The following is a 17,739-nucleotide window of genomic DNA, read 5'->3' on the forward strand; positions in this document are numbered from 1 at the left end:
TTTAATTTTTAAATTTCCAACAAAATTACTCAAAAGTCAACAAAAAAAAAATACCTCCAATCAAATTGGAGGTATTCATTATTTAGAAAAATTAATTATTTTTTCTTTTTAACTACTTTTTTAGCAGGAGCTTTCTTACCTCCTTTTTTAGTAGCTTTTTTTGCTGGAGCAACAACAACATCAGATTTTTGATATTTGTTCCATTCACTGTCATCACCAATGTATCTAACAGTTACTTTTCTATCAGCTTGTCTTTCAGCATCAGATGCAGATTCTGCAACTTTAGCATTTTGCTCTCCAATACCTACTGATTTTAATACGTTAGTATCTACACCTCTCGCATCTAAAGCAGCAACTACAGAAGCAGCTCTTTCTTTAGATAATTTCAAGTTGTAAGCATCACTTCCTTTTTTGTCAGTTTCTCCAACTAATAGGAATCTACCTCCATCTTTCTTAATGATTTCAGCTGCAGTATCTAGAGCTCCTTTAGATTCAGGCTTGATAGTAGCTTTGTTAAAATCAAAGTATACGCTCTTAAGGTTCTTTTCAACATCAGTAGCTGTTACTTCTTTTGGTTTAGGACATCCGTTGTATTCTGGAAGACCTGGAACAGTAGGACAAGCATCATCTTTATCTAAGATACCGTCATTATCTGTATCTGGCCAAGGACAACCGTTGTTTTCTTTTGGACCTGCTACAGTAGGACAAGCATCATCTTTATCGATTACACCGTCACCGTCAGTATCTGGCCAAGGGCATCCGTTGTTTTCAACCGGACCAGCCACTTCTGGACATTGATCGTCTTTATCTGGAACTCCGTCACCGTCAGTATCAGGACATCCTTGGAATTCTGGTAAACCTGGAGTATCTGGACAAAGGTCATCTTTATCTAGGATACCATCCTTATCTCTGTCTCTGTTTCCGAATCTGAATAAGATAGAAGCAGAAGCCTGCCAGAAGTTAGCCACTGTAGAGTGGTCACCTGGAGTTGATACATAATCACCCTGAACACCAAGACCGAAGTTTTTAGTTACCCAGAAGTTAGCACCAGCACCTGTAGCCACAGTAAAGTGGTTAGCTTTACCGTTTTCGTTACCATCCTTACCGTTAACAACGTTTTCAATCGGGTTACCGTTAGCATCAACAGATGTTCTAGGGAAAGTAAGAGCTGTATAGTCATGTCTTAAGTAGTTAGCACCAACTCTTAAATATGGATCAAACCAAGATTCTTCGTTCCATAAAAGACCTGCAGCGTGAGCCTGGAAACCAAGACCTGTCATTAGGAAAAATTCTTTCCCCATGTTGAATCTTTTGTTTTCAACATTTCCAACAGAAGTTTGCCAGTCAATTACTAAACCTTTACCAATATTTCTAGCAACAGTTAGCTTAGATAGTGGAGGTGTAATAGAAAAGTTGTTCACATTGAACATACTTTTTGTCAAATTGTTAGCAGAGAACGTATTACTGAAGTTACTTCTTGCTGCTACGTGGTTTTCAGCATGAGCACCAACTCCGATTAACCACGGATTGTTGGTAGTCTGTGCGAAAACAGTAGAGGCAACAGTAAGCGCCAATGCTGAAATTCCTAATTTTAGATTTTTCATAGAATTAAATGATTAAATAATTGATAATGCAAAATAAATATAATTTTTCTTTATACACAAAGTTTTTCAAATGATTTTTAACTTTTCTTTAATATTCTGTCGAGGTTCCGTTTATTTTCTCTATCTTTTATCGCCTCTCTTTTATCGAAAAGTTTTTTCCCTCTACCAAGCGCTATCAGCACCTTTGCTTTACCTCGGTCAGTGATATATAATTTTAAAGGTACTATGGTATTCCCGGCATCCTTTAACTTTTTTTCAAGTTTTTGTAATTCTTTTTTGTGCAAGAGCAATTTCCGTTCCCTTTTTGTTTTATGATTGTAAAAAGTTCCCAATTTATATTCATCAATCATCATGTTGATGATGTACAATTCCCCATCAATAAACTGACAGAAGGATTCTGTGATAGATGCTTTGGAAGAACGCAAAGATTTTATTTCTGTACCCGTCAAAACCATTCCGGCTTCATACTCTTCAAGAATTTCATATTCAAAACGGGCTCTTTTATTTAATATGCTAACTGTTTTCTCAATCTTCATCATTTTAAAATTTCGTTAATGGAATATATAAAAAATACCATACATTTAAAAACTTGACTACTATATTATTACAAAATACCCAAATTCTTTTCGTATTTTTGCGCCAAATTTACAAAACTATATGTTAACAGTATCTAACTTATCTTTACAATTCGGGAAAAGAGTTCTTTTTGACGAGGTAAATATTATGTTTACCAAAGGAAACTGCTACGGAATCATCGGAGCAAACGGTGCGGGAAAGTCTACATTCCTGAAAATACTAACAGGAAAGCAGGATCCTACAACAGGAAATGTATCTCTGGAACCGGGGAAAAGAATGTCAGTTTTGGAACAGGATCACTTTGCTTACGATCAGTTTACTGTTCTTGAAGCTGTTTTAAGAGGTAATAAGAAATTATTTGAGATAAAAGAGGAAATGGATGCGTTATACGCAAAAGAAGATTTCTCTGACGAAGACGGTATTAAAGCCGGGGAACTAGGTGTAATTTATGACGAAATGGGTGGATGGACTGCAGAATCTGATGCTCAGACCATGCTTTCTAACGTAGGAATCACAGATGATATGCACTGGCAGTTAATGAGTGAACTTGAGAACAAAGACAAAGTAAAAGTTCTTTTGGCTCAGGCACTTTTCGGAAATCCTGATGTATTGATTCTGGATGAGCCTACCAACGACCTTGATATTGACACCATCTCATGGCTTGAAGACTTCCTTGCTGATTATGAAAACACTGTAATCGTTGTATCTCACGACCGTCACTTCCTTGACACGGTTTGTACACACATCGGTGACCTGGATTATTCTAAGCTTAACCTATATACAGGGAACTACTCTTTCTGGTACCAGGCTTCTCAATTGGCAACAAGACAAAGAGCTCAGGCCAATAAGAAAGCAGAAGAGAAGAAAAAAGAACTTCAGGACTTCATTGCAAGATTCAGCTCTAACGTTGCTAAGGCAAAACAGGCAACTGCAAGAAAGAAAATGATCGACAAATTAAATATTGACGATATTAAGCCTTCTTCCAGAAGATATCCTGCTATTATTTTCGAGATGGAGAGAGAAGCTGGAGATCAGATTTTAGATGTAAAAGGTCTTGAAAAAACAAAAGACGGAGAATTATTATTCTCTAATATTGATTTAAATCTTAAAAAAGGAGATAAAGTAGCTGTACTTTCCAAAAACTCTTTAGCCATTACAGAATTCTTCGAAATTCTTGCCGGAAATGTTGAAGCGGACAAAGGTACGGTTGCATGGGGAGTAACGACCAACCAGTCTCACATGCCATTGGATAATACCAATTTCTTCCAGGAAGACATGAGTTTGGTTGACTGGTTGAGACAGTTTACAAAGAACGACGAAGAACGTCACGAAGAATTCGTAAGAGGATTCTTGGGAAGAATGCTATTCTCAGGGGATGAAGCGCTGAAATCCTGTAAAGTACTTTCAGGAGGTGAAAAAATGAGATGTATGTTCAGTAGAATGATGCTTCAAAAAGCAAATGTTCTTTTATTAGATGAACCTACCAACCACTTAGACCTTGAGAGTATCACTACTTTGAACAACTCTTTATCTAACTTCAAAGGAAATCTTTTACTGGCATCCCATGACCACGAAATGCTTTCAACAGTCTGTAACAGAATTATTGAACTGACTCCTACCGGAATCATCGATAGAGAAATGACTTATGACGAATACCTTGCTGATAAAAAGGTAAAAGAATTAAGAGAGAAAATGTATTCTTAATCTGAGCAACATTAAAATTTATATAAAAATACCTCAAAACAATGTTTTGAGGTATTTTCGTGTAAACAAATAAATAAAATAATTATTTCGTCAATTTTGCAGTAGGCAGAGTAACTGTTACCGGATCTTTATGTGCCAGATTTCATGACTGATTACAGCAAGCAATTCATTATTAATGACCATATTCATTAATGCAGATAACGTATTGATATCTTTATTTCTTAACTTTATAATTCAAATTTGGGTCATCCTGAAACTGGTATTTTCCAACAGTTTGTTCAGTCTTACATCGTATCGATCTTTAGTTCCTGCTACAGAATTATTTTTACCCATCCAGTCTAATGATTCTTTGGATAATTTAATTGCCATCTTCGTTGGTAAATGTAAATTTTCTACATCATTTGAAACCATTACTGCTGCTTTTCCAAGGTTAATTTTCTTTGTATTGATCGAATATGCAGCCTCCAGTAAAGAAGGCATAGAGTAATTCATTTCATAGTCATTTAAAATTTGAGACACGAAGGCAGCCCTATTTTAACAGTGATAATGTCAAAACTTCGTTTCAGTTCTTCATAGAATGCTATTTTTTTTCCTTATTTTTGTGAAATGAGTCAAAAATGGATTTACAAGCCTGAACCCGATGAGGAAGTTGTGGACAGACTAAGTTCGTCACTTGGTTTTGGTACTTTTGAATCTAAAATCCTCGTTCTAAGGGGAATTGACAATTATCAAAAGGCCAGAGAATTCTTCAAACCAAACCTTAACGATATCCACAACCCGTTTTTAATGGCAGATATGCAAAAAGCTGTAGAGCGTATTGCCACCGCCATTGAAAATGGTGAAAAAATATTGGTATATGGTGACTATGACGTGGACGGAACTACAGCGGTTGCCCTGATGTATCTTTACCTCAGCAAGATTGTTGAGAAAAAATATCTGGACTATTATATCCCGGACAGGAATTCTGAAGGGTATGGAATTTCTACTGAAGGAATTGATTTTGCCAAAGAAAATGGCTTTTCATTAATTATCGCTCTGGACTGTGGAATCAAGGCACTTGATATGATCAACTATGCCAGCAATCTTGGGATAGATTTTATTATCTGTGATCACCACCTTCCCGGTGATGAAATTCCTAACGCTGCGGCTGTGCTTGATCCTAAAAGAAGTGACTGCCGGTATCCTTTCAAAGAACTTTCAGGATGTGGTGTTGGTTTTAAGCTCTGCCAGGGACTTAATACCATTTATAAATTACCGGAAGCAGAATTATTTGAACTGACAGATCTTCTGGCAATCTCCATTGCTGCCGATATTGTTTCCATGACAGGAGAAAACAGGGTTCTGGCTAAAATGGGATTAAAAACCCTCAGAAAAACCAGAAATCTTGGTTTAAGATTATTGATTCCTGAGGATAAGCTTTCTCATTTTGAAATTTCCAATATCGTTTTTGAAATCGCTCCAAAAATTAATGCTGCCGGAAGAATTTCCCATGGTAAAGCAGCGGTGGAACTTATGGTGTCTGACAACCTGAAGCATGCGAATCAGATTGTGAATGATATTATGAACCTCAACGATGAAAGGCGTGAGCTGGATATGAATTCCACCCTTTCCGCCCTGAATCAGATTATAGAATCCCAACAGGAAACCAAGCATACTACTATTGTTTATCATCCCGAATGGAATAAAGGAGTAATCGGGATTGTTGCCTCAAGACTTATTGAAACGTATTATAAACCTACACTGGTATTTACCGATGGTAATAATGGTGAGATGGTAGCTTCTGCAAGATCCGTTTCTGATTTTGATGTACATGAAGCTCTTGATCTGTGTTCTGAATATTTCCTTAAATTCGGAGGTCATCACGCTGCAGCGGGACTTTCAATGGAAAAGGATAAGTTTGAGGCTTTCAAAGAGAAATTTGAAAAAATAGTTTCTGAAAAAATCAAGGATCACCAGAAAGAGCCATCTATTACGATTGATACAGAGATTAAAGTGGATGAAATCAACAGAGAGTTTATCAATTTCCACAGAAAACTGGCTCCATTTGGACCTCATAATATGAAGCCTATTTTCACATTAACGAATCAGAAATTGTCGGGATATGTAAAAACGATGGGAAAAGATAATAATCATCTGAAGTTTTATATCAAACAGGAATCTACGGGACGAAATATTGAATGTGTAGGGTTTAAATTGGGGCAGTTTGTTGATGATTTTAAGAATAAAAATTTCGACCTGGCTTTTACCCTGGAAGAAAACCACTGGAAAGGCAATGTCACTCACTATCTTAATATCAAGGACGTAAAATTTAGAGAGTAAGTAAGGTTACGGGATTTAGGTTGCAGATAATAAAAGCCTGAACAATATAAAGTTCTGTTCAAAAGATTGATATTCTAAACTACTGCTACCTGCCCTCCGCTATCTATTAGCTAACAAAAAATGAAAAAAATCGGTTTATTTTTCGGATCATTTAATCCAATTCATATCGGACATCTTATTCTGGCTAATTATATCCTGGAAAACTCTGATATGGATGAGCTTTGGTTTGTTGTGAGCCCGCAAAACCCGTTTAAGGACAAAAAATCTTTACTGAATGACCATAACAGACTTGATATGGTACAGCTGGCAGTAAAGAATTATCCTAATATGAGGGCTTCCAATGTAGAGTTTTCTCTTCCGAAACCAAGCTATACCATTGATACACTCACTTATCTTCACGAGAAATATCCTGATTATTCTTTCAGCCTGATCATGGGAGAAGATAATCTGAAGAGTCTTCATAAATGGAAAAATTCTGATATTCTGATCAAAAATCATCATATTATTGTTTATCCTAGAGTATTTGAAGGTGAGAAAAAAGATTCGGATTATTTACAGCACGAAAATATATCCCTGATCAAGGCTCCGGTAATAGAACTTTCGGCCACTGAAATCCGGAACATGGTTAAGAATGGTAAAAATGTAAGACCTATGTTGCCGCCAGAAGTTTTTGAATATTTGGATGGTAGTAGTTTTTATAAGTAATTTTGCAGTTCAGAAATGAGAGGCAAAACTTAAAAAGCCAGAGAAAGACTCTTACTTTTAACTCTCACATCATACTTTAAGAAATGGATTTCATCGAAAAATTTTTCTCAAAATATTCTCAGGAAAAAATCATCAAATGGTTTAAACAGATTTGTCTTGCTGAAGCCGTTTCCTGTCTTTTACTGTATGGTATTGCGATGATCTGGATCCGATATGATGAAAATTTATATTCTATTATCTTCATCAGCGTTATTGGCAGTTTGCACGGATTATTTTTTACGCTTTACCTTTTACTCTGCCTTCCTGCCAGAAAAATTTATAATTGGGATGATGAAGATTTTGTCTTTGCCTTATTGTCTGCATTCTTCCCCTTTGCAACGGTCTGGGTAGATAAAAAGCTCGCCAGATTCGACAGAGAATAAACAATATAAAGCAAGAGGCTGTCTCAAAAGTGTCATTCTGAACGAAATGAAATGTAGTGAAGAATCTCATATGTTTGGTTATCAAGGAGATTCTTCCTTCGTCAGAATGACAAAAGCCAGATTGTTTGACTTTTGAGACAGCCTCTTTTTTATTTTTACGGTTATTACAATCCCGTTTCGCATGTGTTTTTGTGTGAAGCATAATTCCTGAACTAAGGGAATACGTTCTATTACAGTTTATATTTTAAAAAAAATCTTCATTATTTTTTTAACAAATGTAACATTTAACATCTTTCATTTGTCTTATTACACAGAAAGGTCAAGCAATCAATATTTCAACGTGAATTTTTATTAACTGATAATCAAATGATTACAATAATTCAAAAATATTTTTAAGTACTTTGTATTGCATAATACTAAATTTATTACATATCTTTGTAATGTTAAATAACAAACCATACAAGCTATTAATTAAAAAAGAATAATCATGAAGACTCAAATTCTTATTGCAGCACTATTTTTCGGTGGACTTATCACTGCCCAGCAGAAAAAAGACAGTTTGAAAGTAAATGCTATAGATGCAGTGACTCTCAAGAAGCAGGTTTTCAAAAAACAAGGTGACCGTTTGGTGTATGATGTAGCTTCTTCATCAATTGCTAAAGGAACAAACACTTTTAATCTTTTGAAACAAACACCGATGATTTCCAGTATTGACGGAAAAACGCTGAAGATTTTGGGAAAAAATGATGCAATCATCTACATCAACAATAAGAAAACCAACATGGATTCTGAAGCGTTGATTGAAATGCTGAAGTCTACTCCATCTGAGGACATCCAGAAAATAGAAGTGATTACAGTTCCGGGAAGTGAATTCCAGGTTGAATCCAAAGAAGGTGTCATCAATATTGTAATGAAAAAAAGCAAGAATAACGGTTACAACGGAACGTTGAAAATGCAGAATGAGCAGGCGTATTACAATAACCCTAATGCAGGAGCTTCTTTTAATTTCAGACAAGGTAAATGGTCTGGTAATTCCAATTTCAGAATGGGAAGCTGGACGGACAGACAAAGATATACACTTTCCAATGGAGATTCTACTTTCAAAAATGAATCATTTGGATTTAATGATGATCCTAATAAAAATTTTGGAGGAGGTTTCAATGTTGATTACGAGATCAATAAAAAACACAGTCTTGGATTCTCCTACAACATGAGATACAATAAAAGTTTCAATTCTGTACTGGATATTACCAACTGGCAAAACGGAGCATTAAATAACAGAACAGTCAATAACGAGGATGCACAGACCAGAAATCATTCTTTTAATTTGAATTATGAGATGAAAACGGATTCACTTGGAAGTAAGCTTACGTCAAACGTTTCTTACCTGTGGTTCAACAGGGATAAAGTAAGTTTCAATGAAAGTTTTCCTCTAACAAATGATACGATTAACAAATATTCTGCATTGCATCAGGCTGTTCCACAGATCATCAACAACTATGCTGCCAATATCGATTATCTGAAAAAGACGGCTAAAGGCGCAACGTGGTTAATGGGAATCAGTTACAACCACACCAATACAGATAACGATACCAAACAGGATAAATTGACAAAAGGAGAATTTATCATTGATCCCAACCAAACCAATCACTTCATTTATAAAGAAAATATATTGGGAATTTATCTGAACTATGAAAGAAAACTGACTGAGAAAATATCCGGAAAAATAGGAGCCCGTTACGAAATGACCAGAAGTACAGGTGATATTGTGGATAAAACAGGATTTGAAAGAAATTACAACAACCTTCTGCCTTACCTGAATTTAAATTACACCATCAGTTCAGACCATAATTTGAGCTATACTTTTTCCAGCAGAATCAGAAGACCTAGATTCTGGGAGCTGAATCCTTCGAGAACCTACTTCACTCCTACCAATTATACGCAGAACAATCCATTTATACTGGCTTCCAAATATTATAATCAGGAGTTAAATTATATGTACAAGAATGCATTCTATGCCAATCTTAGTTTTAATATGGTGGAAGATGCGGCAGCCTCAGACCTGATTCCATTACAGGGAACTGTAACAGCTCCAAAAAAGGATGCTAAGGGGAAAATCATCAAGGATATCAAAGGAAATCCAATTATGGAAACTACAAGATTCTTAAGATATATCAGAACTAATTATGGTAAAAACAGAGAAATTGCTCTTACTCTTGGAATGAACAAATCCTGGTTCAAAGATATATGGACAACCAACTATTCTGTCAATTTAGGATATGTTACCTACAAAGGCGGAGTATTTGAAGATCCTACTTCCATGCCGGTTCCGGGAGAAACTGAAGTTGTAGATCCTTATATCATTGATGTTAAAAACTATAATATGTCTGCAACCCTCAATAATGTCATCAGACTGTCTTCTAAAAAAGACTGGTTTCTGGGAGTGAATTACTTCTTTGCCAGCCAGACTGCCATGGAAGGAGGGATGATTGGGGCAAGACAAAGCTTTGATCTCAGCCTGAAAAAAATTGCAGGAGACTGGACGATTGTAGCGGAAGTAAGCGACCTGTTTAATCAAAGTTTTTACCGCATTAAAGGAGTACAGCCTAATGGAAAATTTAACAATATCACCAACTTCAATTATCCAAGGTTAATCAGCATCGGGGTTACTTACAATTTCGGAAATCAGAAACTTAAAAAAGCAAGGGAAATGAAATCAGCTAATGATGCTGTAAAATCAAGAACCTAATCTATAAAAACTTATATCACTATCCACTCTTAAATAAAACAAACATGAAACGTATAATTTTGTCAATGGCCATCATATTCGGTACTTGCGCACTCGCTCAGGAGAAAAAATCCGACACGGCAAAAACAAAAAATATAGAAGGAGTTACCATTACAAAACAGGTTTTCAAAAAACAAAGCGATCGTTTTGTATATGATGTGGCAGCTTCTCCCATAGCGAAAGGAAATACTACTTTTGATCTGCTAAAGCAGACGCCGTTATTATCTTCCACAGATGATAAAACATTGAAAATTGCTGGAAAAAATAATGCGCTGATCTATATCAACGGAAGAAAAAGCAATATGGATTCCGAATCTCTGGCTCAGTTCCTGAAAAATACTCCGGCTGAAAATATCCAGAAAATTGAAGTCATTACCGTTCCAGGAAGCGAATATCAGGTGGAATCATCTGATGGAATCATCAATATCGTTTTAAAGAAAAAAATGAGTGATGGTCTCAACGGAAACATGAGAATGTCTAATACTACCAATAAATATAACGGAAGCCAGGCGAGTTTCTCAGCCAACTACAGAAAAAACAAACTGGGAATAAGCGCCAGCCTTAGTGGTGGTGAAAATATAGAGGCACAAACGTATACGTTAAGAAATGGTACTGCCAAAACTTCTAATGAATCCGTAGGAGATGTTGATGATCCGAATAAAAACATCGGTGGTTATCTGAATATTGATTATCAACTGAATGATAAAAGCAATCTCGCATTATCATGGAATACATGGGCCAATAAAAGTTATAATTCAACGGTAGATTTATTTAATACCATAAAAAAAACAAATACGGAATATACGTGGTCTAAAAACCGGGAAGATTCAAGATCTTATAACAATTCTGTGAATTTAAATTATGAATTAAAAACAGATTCATTGGGAAGTAAACTGAATGTAAATGCAGCCTACCTCAACTACAGAAGATTCCAGTCCACAGATAACCAGACTTTTGCTTCGGATATCAACAGAGAAGTAGGAAAAATAAAAACACAGGTATTCCAGGATCTTCCTCAGATTATTAATAATTTCTCCGGAATGGTGGATTATAATCAAAAGTTTAAAAATGATTTGACTGTATCTATAGGCGGAAATTATAATAAGACTAAGACAGATAATGATTCTAAAAACATAACTTATTCTTTTAATCCTGTAAAAGCACCGGATTCAAGACCCAACCATTTTATCTATGATGAAAACATCTACGGAATGTATCTTACCCTTGAGAAAAAGATTTCCGACAAACTTTCCGGAAAAATAGGTGCCCGATATGAGATCACCAACAGTCTTGGAACTTCTGATAACGCTCCCACAGAAGCTCTTAGAAGAATTGAAAGAAATTATAAAAACCTTCTTCCCTATCTAAGCCTGAATTATACAATTAATGATAAAAACAATATCTCCTATTCCTTCTCTAGCAGAATGAGAAGACCTAGTTTCTGGGAACTTAATCCGGTAAGGAACATTCTTACAGATGATAATTATACTCAGAATGACCCGTTTGTAAAGGCATCTTCTACCTATAATCAGGAGCTTACTTATATGTTCAAAAATTCATATTTCCTGATTTTAAACCACTCTTACATTCAGGATGTGATTACGCAGGTACCCCTTCAGGGATATCCGGTATCACCGGCTGGAAAGGAAGGCGAAAACCCGGCTTTAAGATATATCAGAACCAATTTTGGGAATAAACAGGAAATGTCCGCAATGGTAGGTATTCAAAAGTCATTTTTCAAGCAATACTGGACAACCAATTTCAATATCGGTGTACAGCATAATATTAACAATGGAAGCCTTGATACTGATCCTACTACAGGAGACCGATTTAAAGATGAAAAAGGTACTCATGGAAAATTTATTACGTACACCAATAAAACCAATTCTACCAGTCTTCTGATCCAAACCAACAACACCGTTCGTCTTGATAAAAAGAAAACATGGTTCTTCGGAGTTAATTACTTCTTTGTAGACAAGCAGCAGATTGAGCTTGGTTCTTTGAAAAACTTAATGAGTTTAGACCTTAGTCTTAAGAAAATGTGGAACGACTGGACTTTTGCAGTGAACGTAAATGATGTACTGAACACCAACATTGTTAAAATTGAAGATTTCCAGGAGAACGGAAATTACAATTACATCCATCAAAACCGCTACAACAGAAGTTTAACGGTAAGCCTTACCTACAATTTCGGAAACCAGAAAGTGAAAAAGGTAAGAGACATTGAAGGGGCGTCAGATACCATCAAAAGCAGAACAAGATAGAGAATTTATCTTTCTTCATATTTAATTATTCTTACAGTATCCGCTGATTCTTTTCAGCGGATTTTTTATATTTAATCATTATGAAAAAAAATATAAAAATTATTTTGATCTCCCTCAGCCTCCTATTTCTATGGACAGGCTGTAAAGAAAAAAAGATAGAATTGGAAAAAGATATCAGCTTTGATAAAGAGGAAAATATTCATTATGGAAATAATACTGAACAGGTTATGGATCTTTATATTCCACAAATCAAAACAACCAAAGAAAAAGATGTCTTTATCATGATTCATGGTGGAGGCTGGTGCAGTGGAAATAAATCACAGCTCACCTTCTTCACCCTTTCTCTAATGCAGAAGTTTCCTGATCATATTTTTGTTAATATGAACTACAGACTGGTTTCAGAAACAAATTATGGACTGCCTAATCAAATGAATGATATTAAAGAGGTTTCTGCTTTCTTAGAAAAAAAACTCAGGTACAATCCTAAGTTCATATTATTAGGAAACAGTGCCGGAGGGCATTTATCCATGCTATATGCTTATAAGTTTGACACAGATAAAAGGATAAAAGCAGTTGTTAATATTGTTGGCCCTGCTGATCTTTCCGATCCAGGTTTCAAAAATTATCAGGAATATTCTTTTGTAGAAAAAAGACTTGTAGATCCCCGTGTACAGAAAACGGGAACATCCCTAATAGATTTTGCAAGTCCTGTAAAATGGATCAGAGAAAGCTCCCCTCCTACTCTATCTTATTATGGAAATTCGGATCGTGTGATTCCTTCTACTCAAGAAAAAATCTTAGATTCAACTTTAAATAAAAACCATATTCTCCATGAGTCTTATCAATTTAATGGCGGGCATCTGGACTGGGATAAACACCCAAATGCTCAATTTCTTATTGATAAAATAGAAACATTTCTCAAAAAAGCAGATAAAAAATAACACGTTCTGATTTTTCAAAACGTGTTATTTTTTTATTTTAAAATTGAATTTTATTCTGACTTTGCAACGGCAGTCCTTTCAGAAACACCGTTGGCATTGAAGGCTTCAATCTGGAAATAGTAGGCATCTGTTCTGTCTGCTCCTGTAAAGAAATATTCATTCTTTCCGTAGACCATAATGCTTCCATACAATTTATCGGGAGTCTTTCCGAAATAGATTACATAGCCATCCGCTTCAGGGTTCTGCTGCCATTTCATCCAGATGCTTCTCCTTTCGCCGTATTTTTTCGGGTCCGCTCTTAAAGGCACAAAACCTTCCACTTTAGCAGGTTTTTTCCCGGCTCCTTTTCCAAACACTCTGAAACCGCTTAATGCGAATTTTCCTGTTGGTATTTTCAGGTTTTCCATTTTCAGGAAGCGGGCTTTTGCAGGCTGTTCAAGCTCTACATAATCATGAGGAACGTCTTTTGTATTTTTGCTTTTATCCACAATTACATTCCATTTCTTGCCATCATTGGAACCGTAGATCTTGTACTGATGCATTTTCCCTAAGGTTTTCCCCATGAACTCAGCATCCTGATCCGCATAATTGATCTGAATGGCATTGATGGTGGAAACTTCCCCTAAATCCGTTTGAAACCATTCTCCGGAATTTCCGGTTTTAGCACTCCAATACGTTTTGATATCTTCATCTACTGCATAGTTGGGTTGATAACCTCCCAAAGTAGATGAAACCTGAACAGGTTTATTATAATTCAGCAGCATCCATCCTGCAAAAAGACCTTTTGTAAAATCTTTTCCCTGCGCATACTGTGGAAGATAAGTAGGATAATCTCCATAAGCTGTATTACAATACATCACGTCATCTTTATCAAACCCAGCCGGCCAGATTCCCAACCTTCTTTCAAAATTATTTTTGGTAGAAATAAAAATTGTGGAAACATGCCACCAGTTTTTGTAATTGTCTTCAAATGTTGCTCCGTGCCCCGCACCTCTGGCAAAACCGCCCGGTTTATAAGAGAACGGATTATGCTGCTGATATTCGAAGCCTTCCAAAGGGCTTTTGCTTACATATACCCCGTCAGAATATCCGCTGAACTCTGTTGCCGGAGCACCATACTGCATATAATATTTCCCGTTATGCTTTGTCATCCACGCTCCTTCTACAAAAGGCTGAAGAAAAACGTTGTCATTGTATTCCCCGAAACGTTCCCATCCATGGTCTTCCGGTTTTAATTTGATAATAGGTTTAACGAAACCTTCAGACTGAAGATTTTTCACTTTCACTTCTGTGCCCAGCAATGGCCATTCATTACTTGATCCCCAGTACAGATACAGTTTATTTTTATCTTCATCGTAGTGAAATGCCGGATCCCACGCTCCTACTTTTAAAGTATCCACTGCAATTTTCCAGTCGTCTTTGGTTGGGTTTGTACTTTTCCAGATCGGAAAATCCTGCTCCCATGTAGAACCATAGACATACAGCGTATCTTTCATGGCCCATACCGCCGGAGCATTCAGATCATGAATATATTTATTATCTCTTAAAAATTTTCTTTTCACAAATTTCCAGTCCAGCATATCATCACTGTACCAGTATCCTTCCTGATTGGTAGAAAAAAGAAACAGTTTATTCTTAAAATTAACAATCACCGGATCTGCCGTAGCACGGTGTTTCCCTTGTTTTGAAAAGACTTCGAAAGGCGTATAGCCATAATCTATGTTGATAGGATTGCAGAAAGTCTTCTGCTGGGCACCCACAATCATTCCGAGAAAAATTGCCAATGCCAGAAAATATTGTCTCATTTTTAGATTTTAAAGATTGAGACAAATTTAGGTAACTTTTTTGGGTTTTCTCCAAATAAAGCCATCCAGCAGATAATGAGTGAGCTGCGGAACAACCAACAGCGGAACCAGAAATTGAAACCATTTTTCTGAAACAATTATATCCAAGGAAAAGTGTTCGTTCCATACCAGAGTTTCCCATAAAAATTCTTCCAAGAAAGCAAAGCTTAAAAGAACGCCTATGAACAAAAGGATTCCTGAAAAAGATTTAAAAATCTGCATCCAATTCATCTGATGATTTTCTTTTTGTTGTATTTCTCTTATATAAATCAATGCGATGTAAGGAATTCCATGAGAAACTACATTCAGAAAAGTAAAAAGAAGATCGTTGTTAAAGTAGATAATTCCAAAATACCAGGAAAGGAAAGTTCCGGTGATCAATGCTGTTTTCGGAATATTAATATTTTTTGTTTTAAAAGCTTCGACAACAGTTTTAATAATCCAGATGCTCAGGATTGTAAAATATAGTGCGGTAATCAGAGGAAGATAATCCGGAAGATTTTGAAGCCAGTCAAACTCATTGTTAACGAACCAGGTAAAGGCACGAGGGGTTTTAAACCAGTACAGCATGGGAAAAATAGTAGCGGAGTAAACAGCAACCTCATCTATTTTTTTGCTCCAGTTATTGGGTTCGAAGCGGGCGTAGATCCTCATAAATCCATATTGCTGGCGTATAAAATGAAAAACAGCAATCAAAGCCAAAACCGACCAGAACGTCAGACTTCCAAACTGGAACAGGATCATTCCCAATATCCAGCTCAGAACAGGAATTCCCAGGTACAGCAGTTTATTTTTCCGGATTTCACCTTTAACAAAATAAGTTTTGAAGAGTGTAGAATATACGTGGGCAACATCTACAAAAACGATCAGGAACAGCCATGTATAAAAGGAATAATGATTTTCCAGCCCCTGAATCTGTTTCTGAAAAAGAAAAATAATCAGCAGCACCAGAAAAGGTGGTGATAAAATAAACCACCAGTCTGTTTTTGCATTATGTATCCACGGCTGTTTCATTGTATTATTGTATCATTTGTCCTGCAGTCCGGATTCCCTGATAAAAGGCTTCTTCAAAAATAGATATTCCCGAAAGATCAGAATGGGCAAAGAAAATTTTTCCTTCTAAAGATTCTTTCGCTGTTCGCGTTTCTTCTCCAAAAATCTGATCGGGAACAGGAGCAATCATGGCATGTCCTATTTTATGAAACTGCATTTCCAGAATGAAATCTTCTATCAGAGGATGCGCTTTCTTCAGATCATTTAGAACTAAATCTTTCAGTTCAGCATCTTTCATAGCGTAGAGCTTTTTTCTTGCTTTTCTACAATCTGCTGTTGAAAAACTTTTATAATGGGTAATTACTTTTTCGCCTATAATTTGATTCAGATTCTGGTGCTGGTCAAAGATATAACCTAGCCCGGAAGAACCGTAGATCACATTATCCCAGGCCAGTTCTTCATCTCCGCCGAATTCATTTTTCAGCGTAATGGTTGTTAAAAGCCAGGGCACGTAGTGAAATGATAATGCTTTCTGAAGATCAAAAATTCTTTCATTCACAAATTGAGGGGTTGCAAAAAGTACTTTATCCGCTATGATTTTCTTTGTTTTCTTTTGGGTATTATCAAAACTCAGGACCTCAACCTTATCATTGATTTTCACATCAAAAACCAGATTTTCAGACCTATATTTTCCTTCTGTATATTTTGAAAGATGCTTTGCCAATCGGGCATTTCCTTCCGGCCATGTGAATACCTGATCTTTATATTTCGTGCTCCAGTTATTTTTTCTGCCTGCAAAATAATGAATTCCTGCCCATGCTGAAACGTAATCAATTCCTAACCCGAAATCGTCTCTGCAGGAGTAATCCAGTAACCAAAGAAGTTCTTCGGAATGATAGTTATTTTCTTTGAGCCAGTCTTTGAAAATGATTTTCTCTAGTTTTAAAACCTCATCTTCCCTACTTGAATCATGCACCGGAATGGCAAACCAATATCTTCCCTCAGCATCTTTCTTTATCCGAAATTCATCCATCAGCTTAAAAAAGCGGGCAAACTCCTGCTGAGTTTGTACTGAAACTCCTCTTTGGGGAACAATATCGTTTTGCCAGGAGTTTTTATAGAAAAGTCTTTCCTGCTGTGGAAAAGTCATTTGATATTCATCAAGAACCGGCTCTCCATTATCTTCAGTTCCTAAACAGATTCCACATTCTTTTAGAAATTCGATGATTTCTGTATTTTCTTTATTGGGTAATGGCAGATAGTGTGCTCCCAAAGGGAATTTTGAAAAGGAATTCTGTCCATTGGAAGAATTTCCTCCCAGATGGTTTTCCATTTCAAGGAGCAGATAATCCTGTTCATTATTCTGACTGAAGAATCTGCATGCCGAAAGTCCGGAAATTCCACCCCCCACAACAAGATATCGGGTGTGGATAACTTCTGAAAACTGTGGAAAATCTTTGGCCCACAGTTTATGACCGAGAACATGATTAGTTCCGGTAATCTTCAGCAGCAATGATTTCACTTTCTTTCCACAATACTGCAAAAAGGGAAGCATAAGGCTACCTAAAAATATAGTTGT

General features: G+C 36.2%; 14 protein-coding genes. 7 read left to right on the forward strand and 7 right to left on the reverse strand.

Features of this window, described 5'->3' with window-relative positions; genetic code table 11:
* Positions 1-95 precede the first annotated feature (95 nt).
* Together BW946_RS15020 and smpB are read right to left on the reverse strand one after the other, a co-directional pair.
* Positions 96-1,604 carry an OmpA family protein gene (locus BW946_RS15020; protein WP_076596964.1) on the reverse strand — a complete coding sequence of 503 codons (1,509 nt, stop codon included), beginning with the start codon at positions 1,602-1,604 and terminating at the stop codon, positions 96-98.
* 77 nt (positions 1,605-1,681) lie between these two features.
* Positions 1,682-2,140, reverse strand: a complete 459-nt coding sequence (gene smpB, locus BW946_RS15025) for an SsrA-binding protein SmpB (protein WP_076597029.1) — start codon at positions 2,138-2,140, stop codon at positions 1,682-1,684.
* Positions 2,141-2,261: 121 nt separating this feature from the next.
* Between smpB and BW946_RS15030 the strand changes: the two genes are divergently transcribed.
* Positions 2,262-3,884 (forward strand): ABC-F family ATP-binding cassette domain-containing protein, encoded by a 1,623-nt coding sequence (locus BW946_RS15030; RefSeq protein WP_076596965.1) that lies wholly within the window; start codon positions 2,262-2,264, stop codon positions 3,882-3,884.
* 117 nt (positions 3,885-4,001) lie between these two features.
* Here the strand turns inward: BW946_RS15030 and BW946_RS21815 are convergent, their stop codons facing one another.
* Positions 4,002-4,118, reverse strand: coding sequence for a M48 family metalloprotease (locus tag BW946_RS21815; protein ID WP_317043158.1), 117 nt, complete (start codon positions 4,116-4,118; stop codon positions 4,002-4,004).
* Positions 4,119-4,403 (reverse strand): hypothetical protein, encoded by a 285-nt coding sequence (locus BW946_RS15035; RefSeq protein WP_228402601.1) that lies wholly within the window; start codon positions 4,401-4,403, stop codon positions 4,119-4,121.
* An 87-nt stretch (positions 4,404-4,490) separates the two neighbouring features.
* Here BW946_RS15035 and recJ point away from each other — a divergent pair, with 87 nt between their 5' ends.
* From recJ to BW946_RS15065, 6 genes are all read left to right on the forward strand, one after another.
* On the forward strand, positions 4,491-6,203 hold the full coding sequence (gene recJ / locus BW946_RS15040; RefSeq protein ID WP_076596967.1) for a single-stranded-DNA-specific exonuclease RecJ: 1,713 nt from the start codon (positions 4,491-4,493) through the stop codon (positions 6,201-6,203).
* A 120-nt stretch (positions 6,204-6,323) separates the two neighbouring features.
* Positions 6,324-6,908 (forward strand): nicotinate (nicotinamide) nucleotide adenylyltransferase, encoded by a 585-nt coding sequence (gene nadD, locus BW946_RS15045; protein ID WP_076596968.1) that lies wholly within the window; start codon positions 6,324-6,326, stop codon positions 6,906-6,908.
* 83 nt (positions 6,909-6,991) lie between these two features.
* Complete coding sequence (locus BW946_RS15050) at positions 6,992-7,330, forward strand: DUF3817 domain-containing protein (RefSeq protein WP_076596969.1); 339 nt, start codon at positions 6,992-6,994, stop codon at positions 7,328-7,330.
* Between the two features lie 487 nt (positions 7,331-7,817).
* The gene (locus tag BW946_RS15055; protein WP_076596970.1) at positions 7,818-10,079 is read left to right on the forward strand and encodes an outer membrane beta-barrel family protein; all 2,262 of its coding nucleotides are present in this window, start codon (positions 7,818-7,820) and stop codon (positions 10,077-10,079) included.
* Between the two features lie 44 nt (positions 10,080-10,123).
* A complete protein-coding gene (locus BW946_RS15060) occupies positions 10,124-12,382 on the forward strand; it encodes a TonB-dependent receptor domain-containing protein (RefSeq protein WP_076596971.1) in 2,259 nt (752 codons plus the stop codon).
* 80 nt (positions 12,383-12,462) lie between these two features.
* Positions 12,463-13,323 carry an alpha/beta hydrolase gene (locus tag BW946_RS15065; RefSeq protein ID WP_076596972.1) on the forward strand — a complete coding sequence of 287 codons (861 nt, stop codon included), beginning with the start codon at positions 12,463-12,465 and terminating at the stop codon, positions 13,321-13,323.
* A gap of 50 nt (positions 13,324-13,373) precedes the next feature.
* Here the strand turns inward: BW946_RS15065 and BW946_RS15070 are convergent, their stop codons facing one another.
* The 3 genes from BW946_RS15070 to BW946_RS15080 are packed head-to-tail and all read right to left on the reverse strand — an operon-like array spanning position 13,374 to position 17,715.
* Positions 13,374-15,128: a discoidin domain-containing protein gene (locus tag BW946_RS15070; RefSeq protein ID WP_076596973.1), complete on the reverse strand. Its 1,755-nt coding sequence runs from the start codon at positions 15,126-15,128 to the stop codon at positions 13,374-13,376.
* A gap of 27 nt (positions 15,129-15,155) precedes the next feature.
* Entirely contained in the window at positions 15,156-16,181 is a 1,026-nt protein-coding gene (locus tag BW946_RS15075; protein ID WP_076596974.1) for a hypothetical protein, read from the reverse strand.
* A 4-nt stretch (positions 16,182-16,185) separates the two neighbouring features.
* Positions 16,186-17,715, reverse strand: a complete 1,530-nt coding sequence (locus BW946_RS15080; RefSeq protein ID WP_228402603.1) for a flavin monoamine oxidase family protein — start codon at positions 17,713-17,715, stop codon at positions 16,186-16,188.
* Positions 17,716-17,739: the final 24 nt, after the last annotated feature.

This window comes from Chryseobacterium sp. RU33C (assembly GCF_900156015.1).
Classification (GTDB): Bacteria; Bacteroidota; Bacteroidia; order Flavobacteriales; family Weeksellaceae; genus Chryseobacterium; species Chryseobacterium candidae.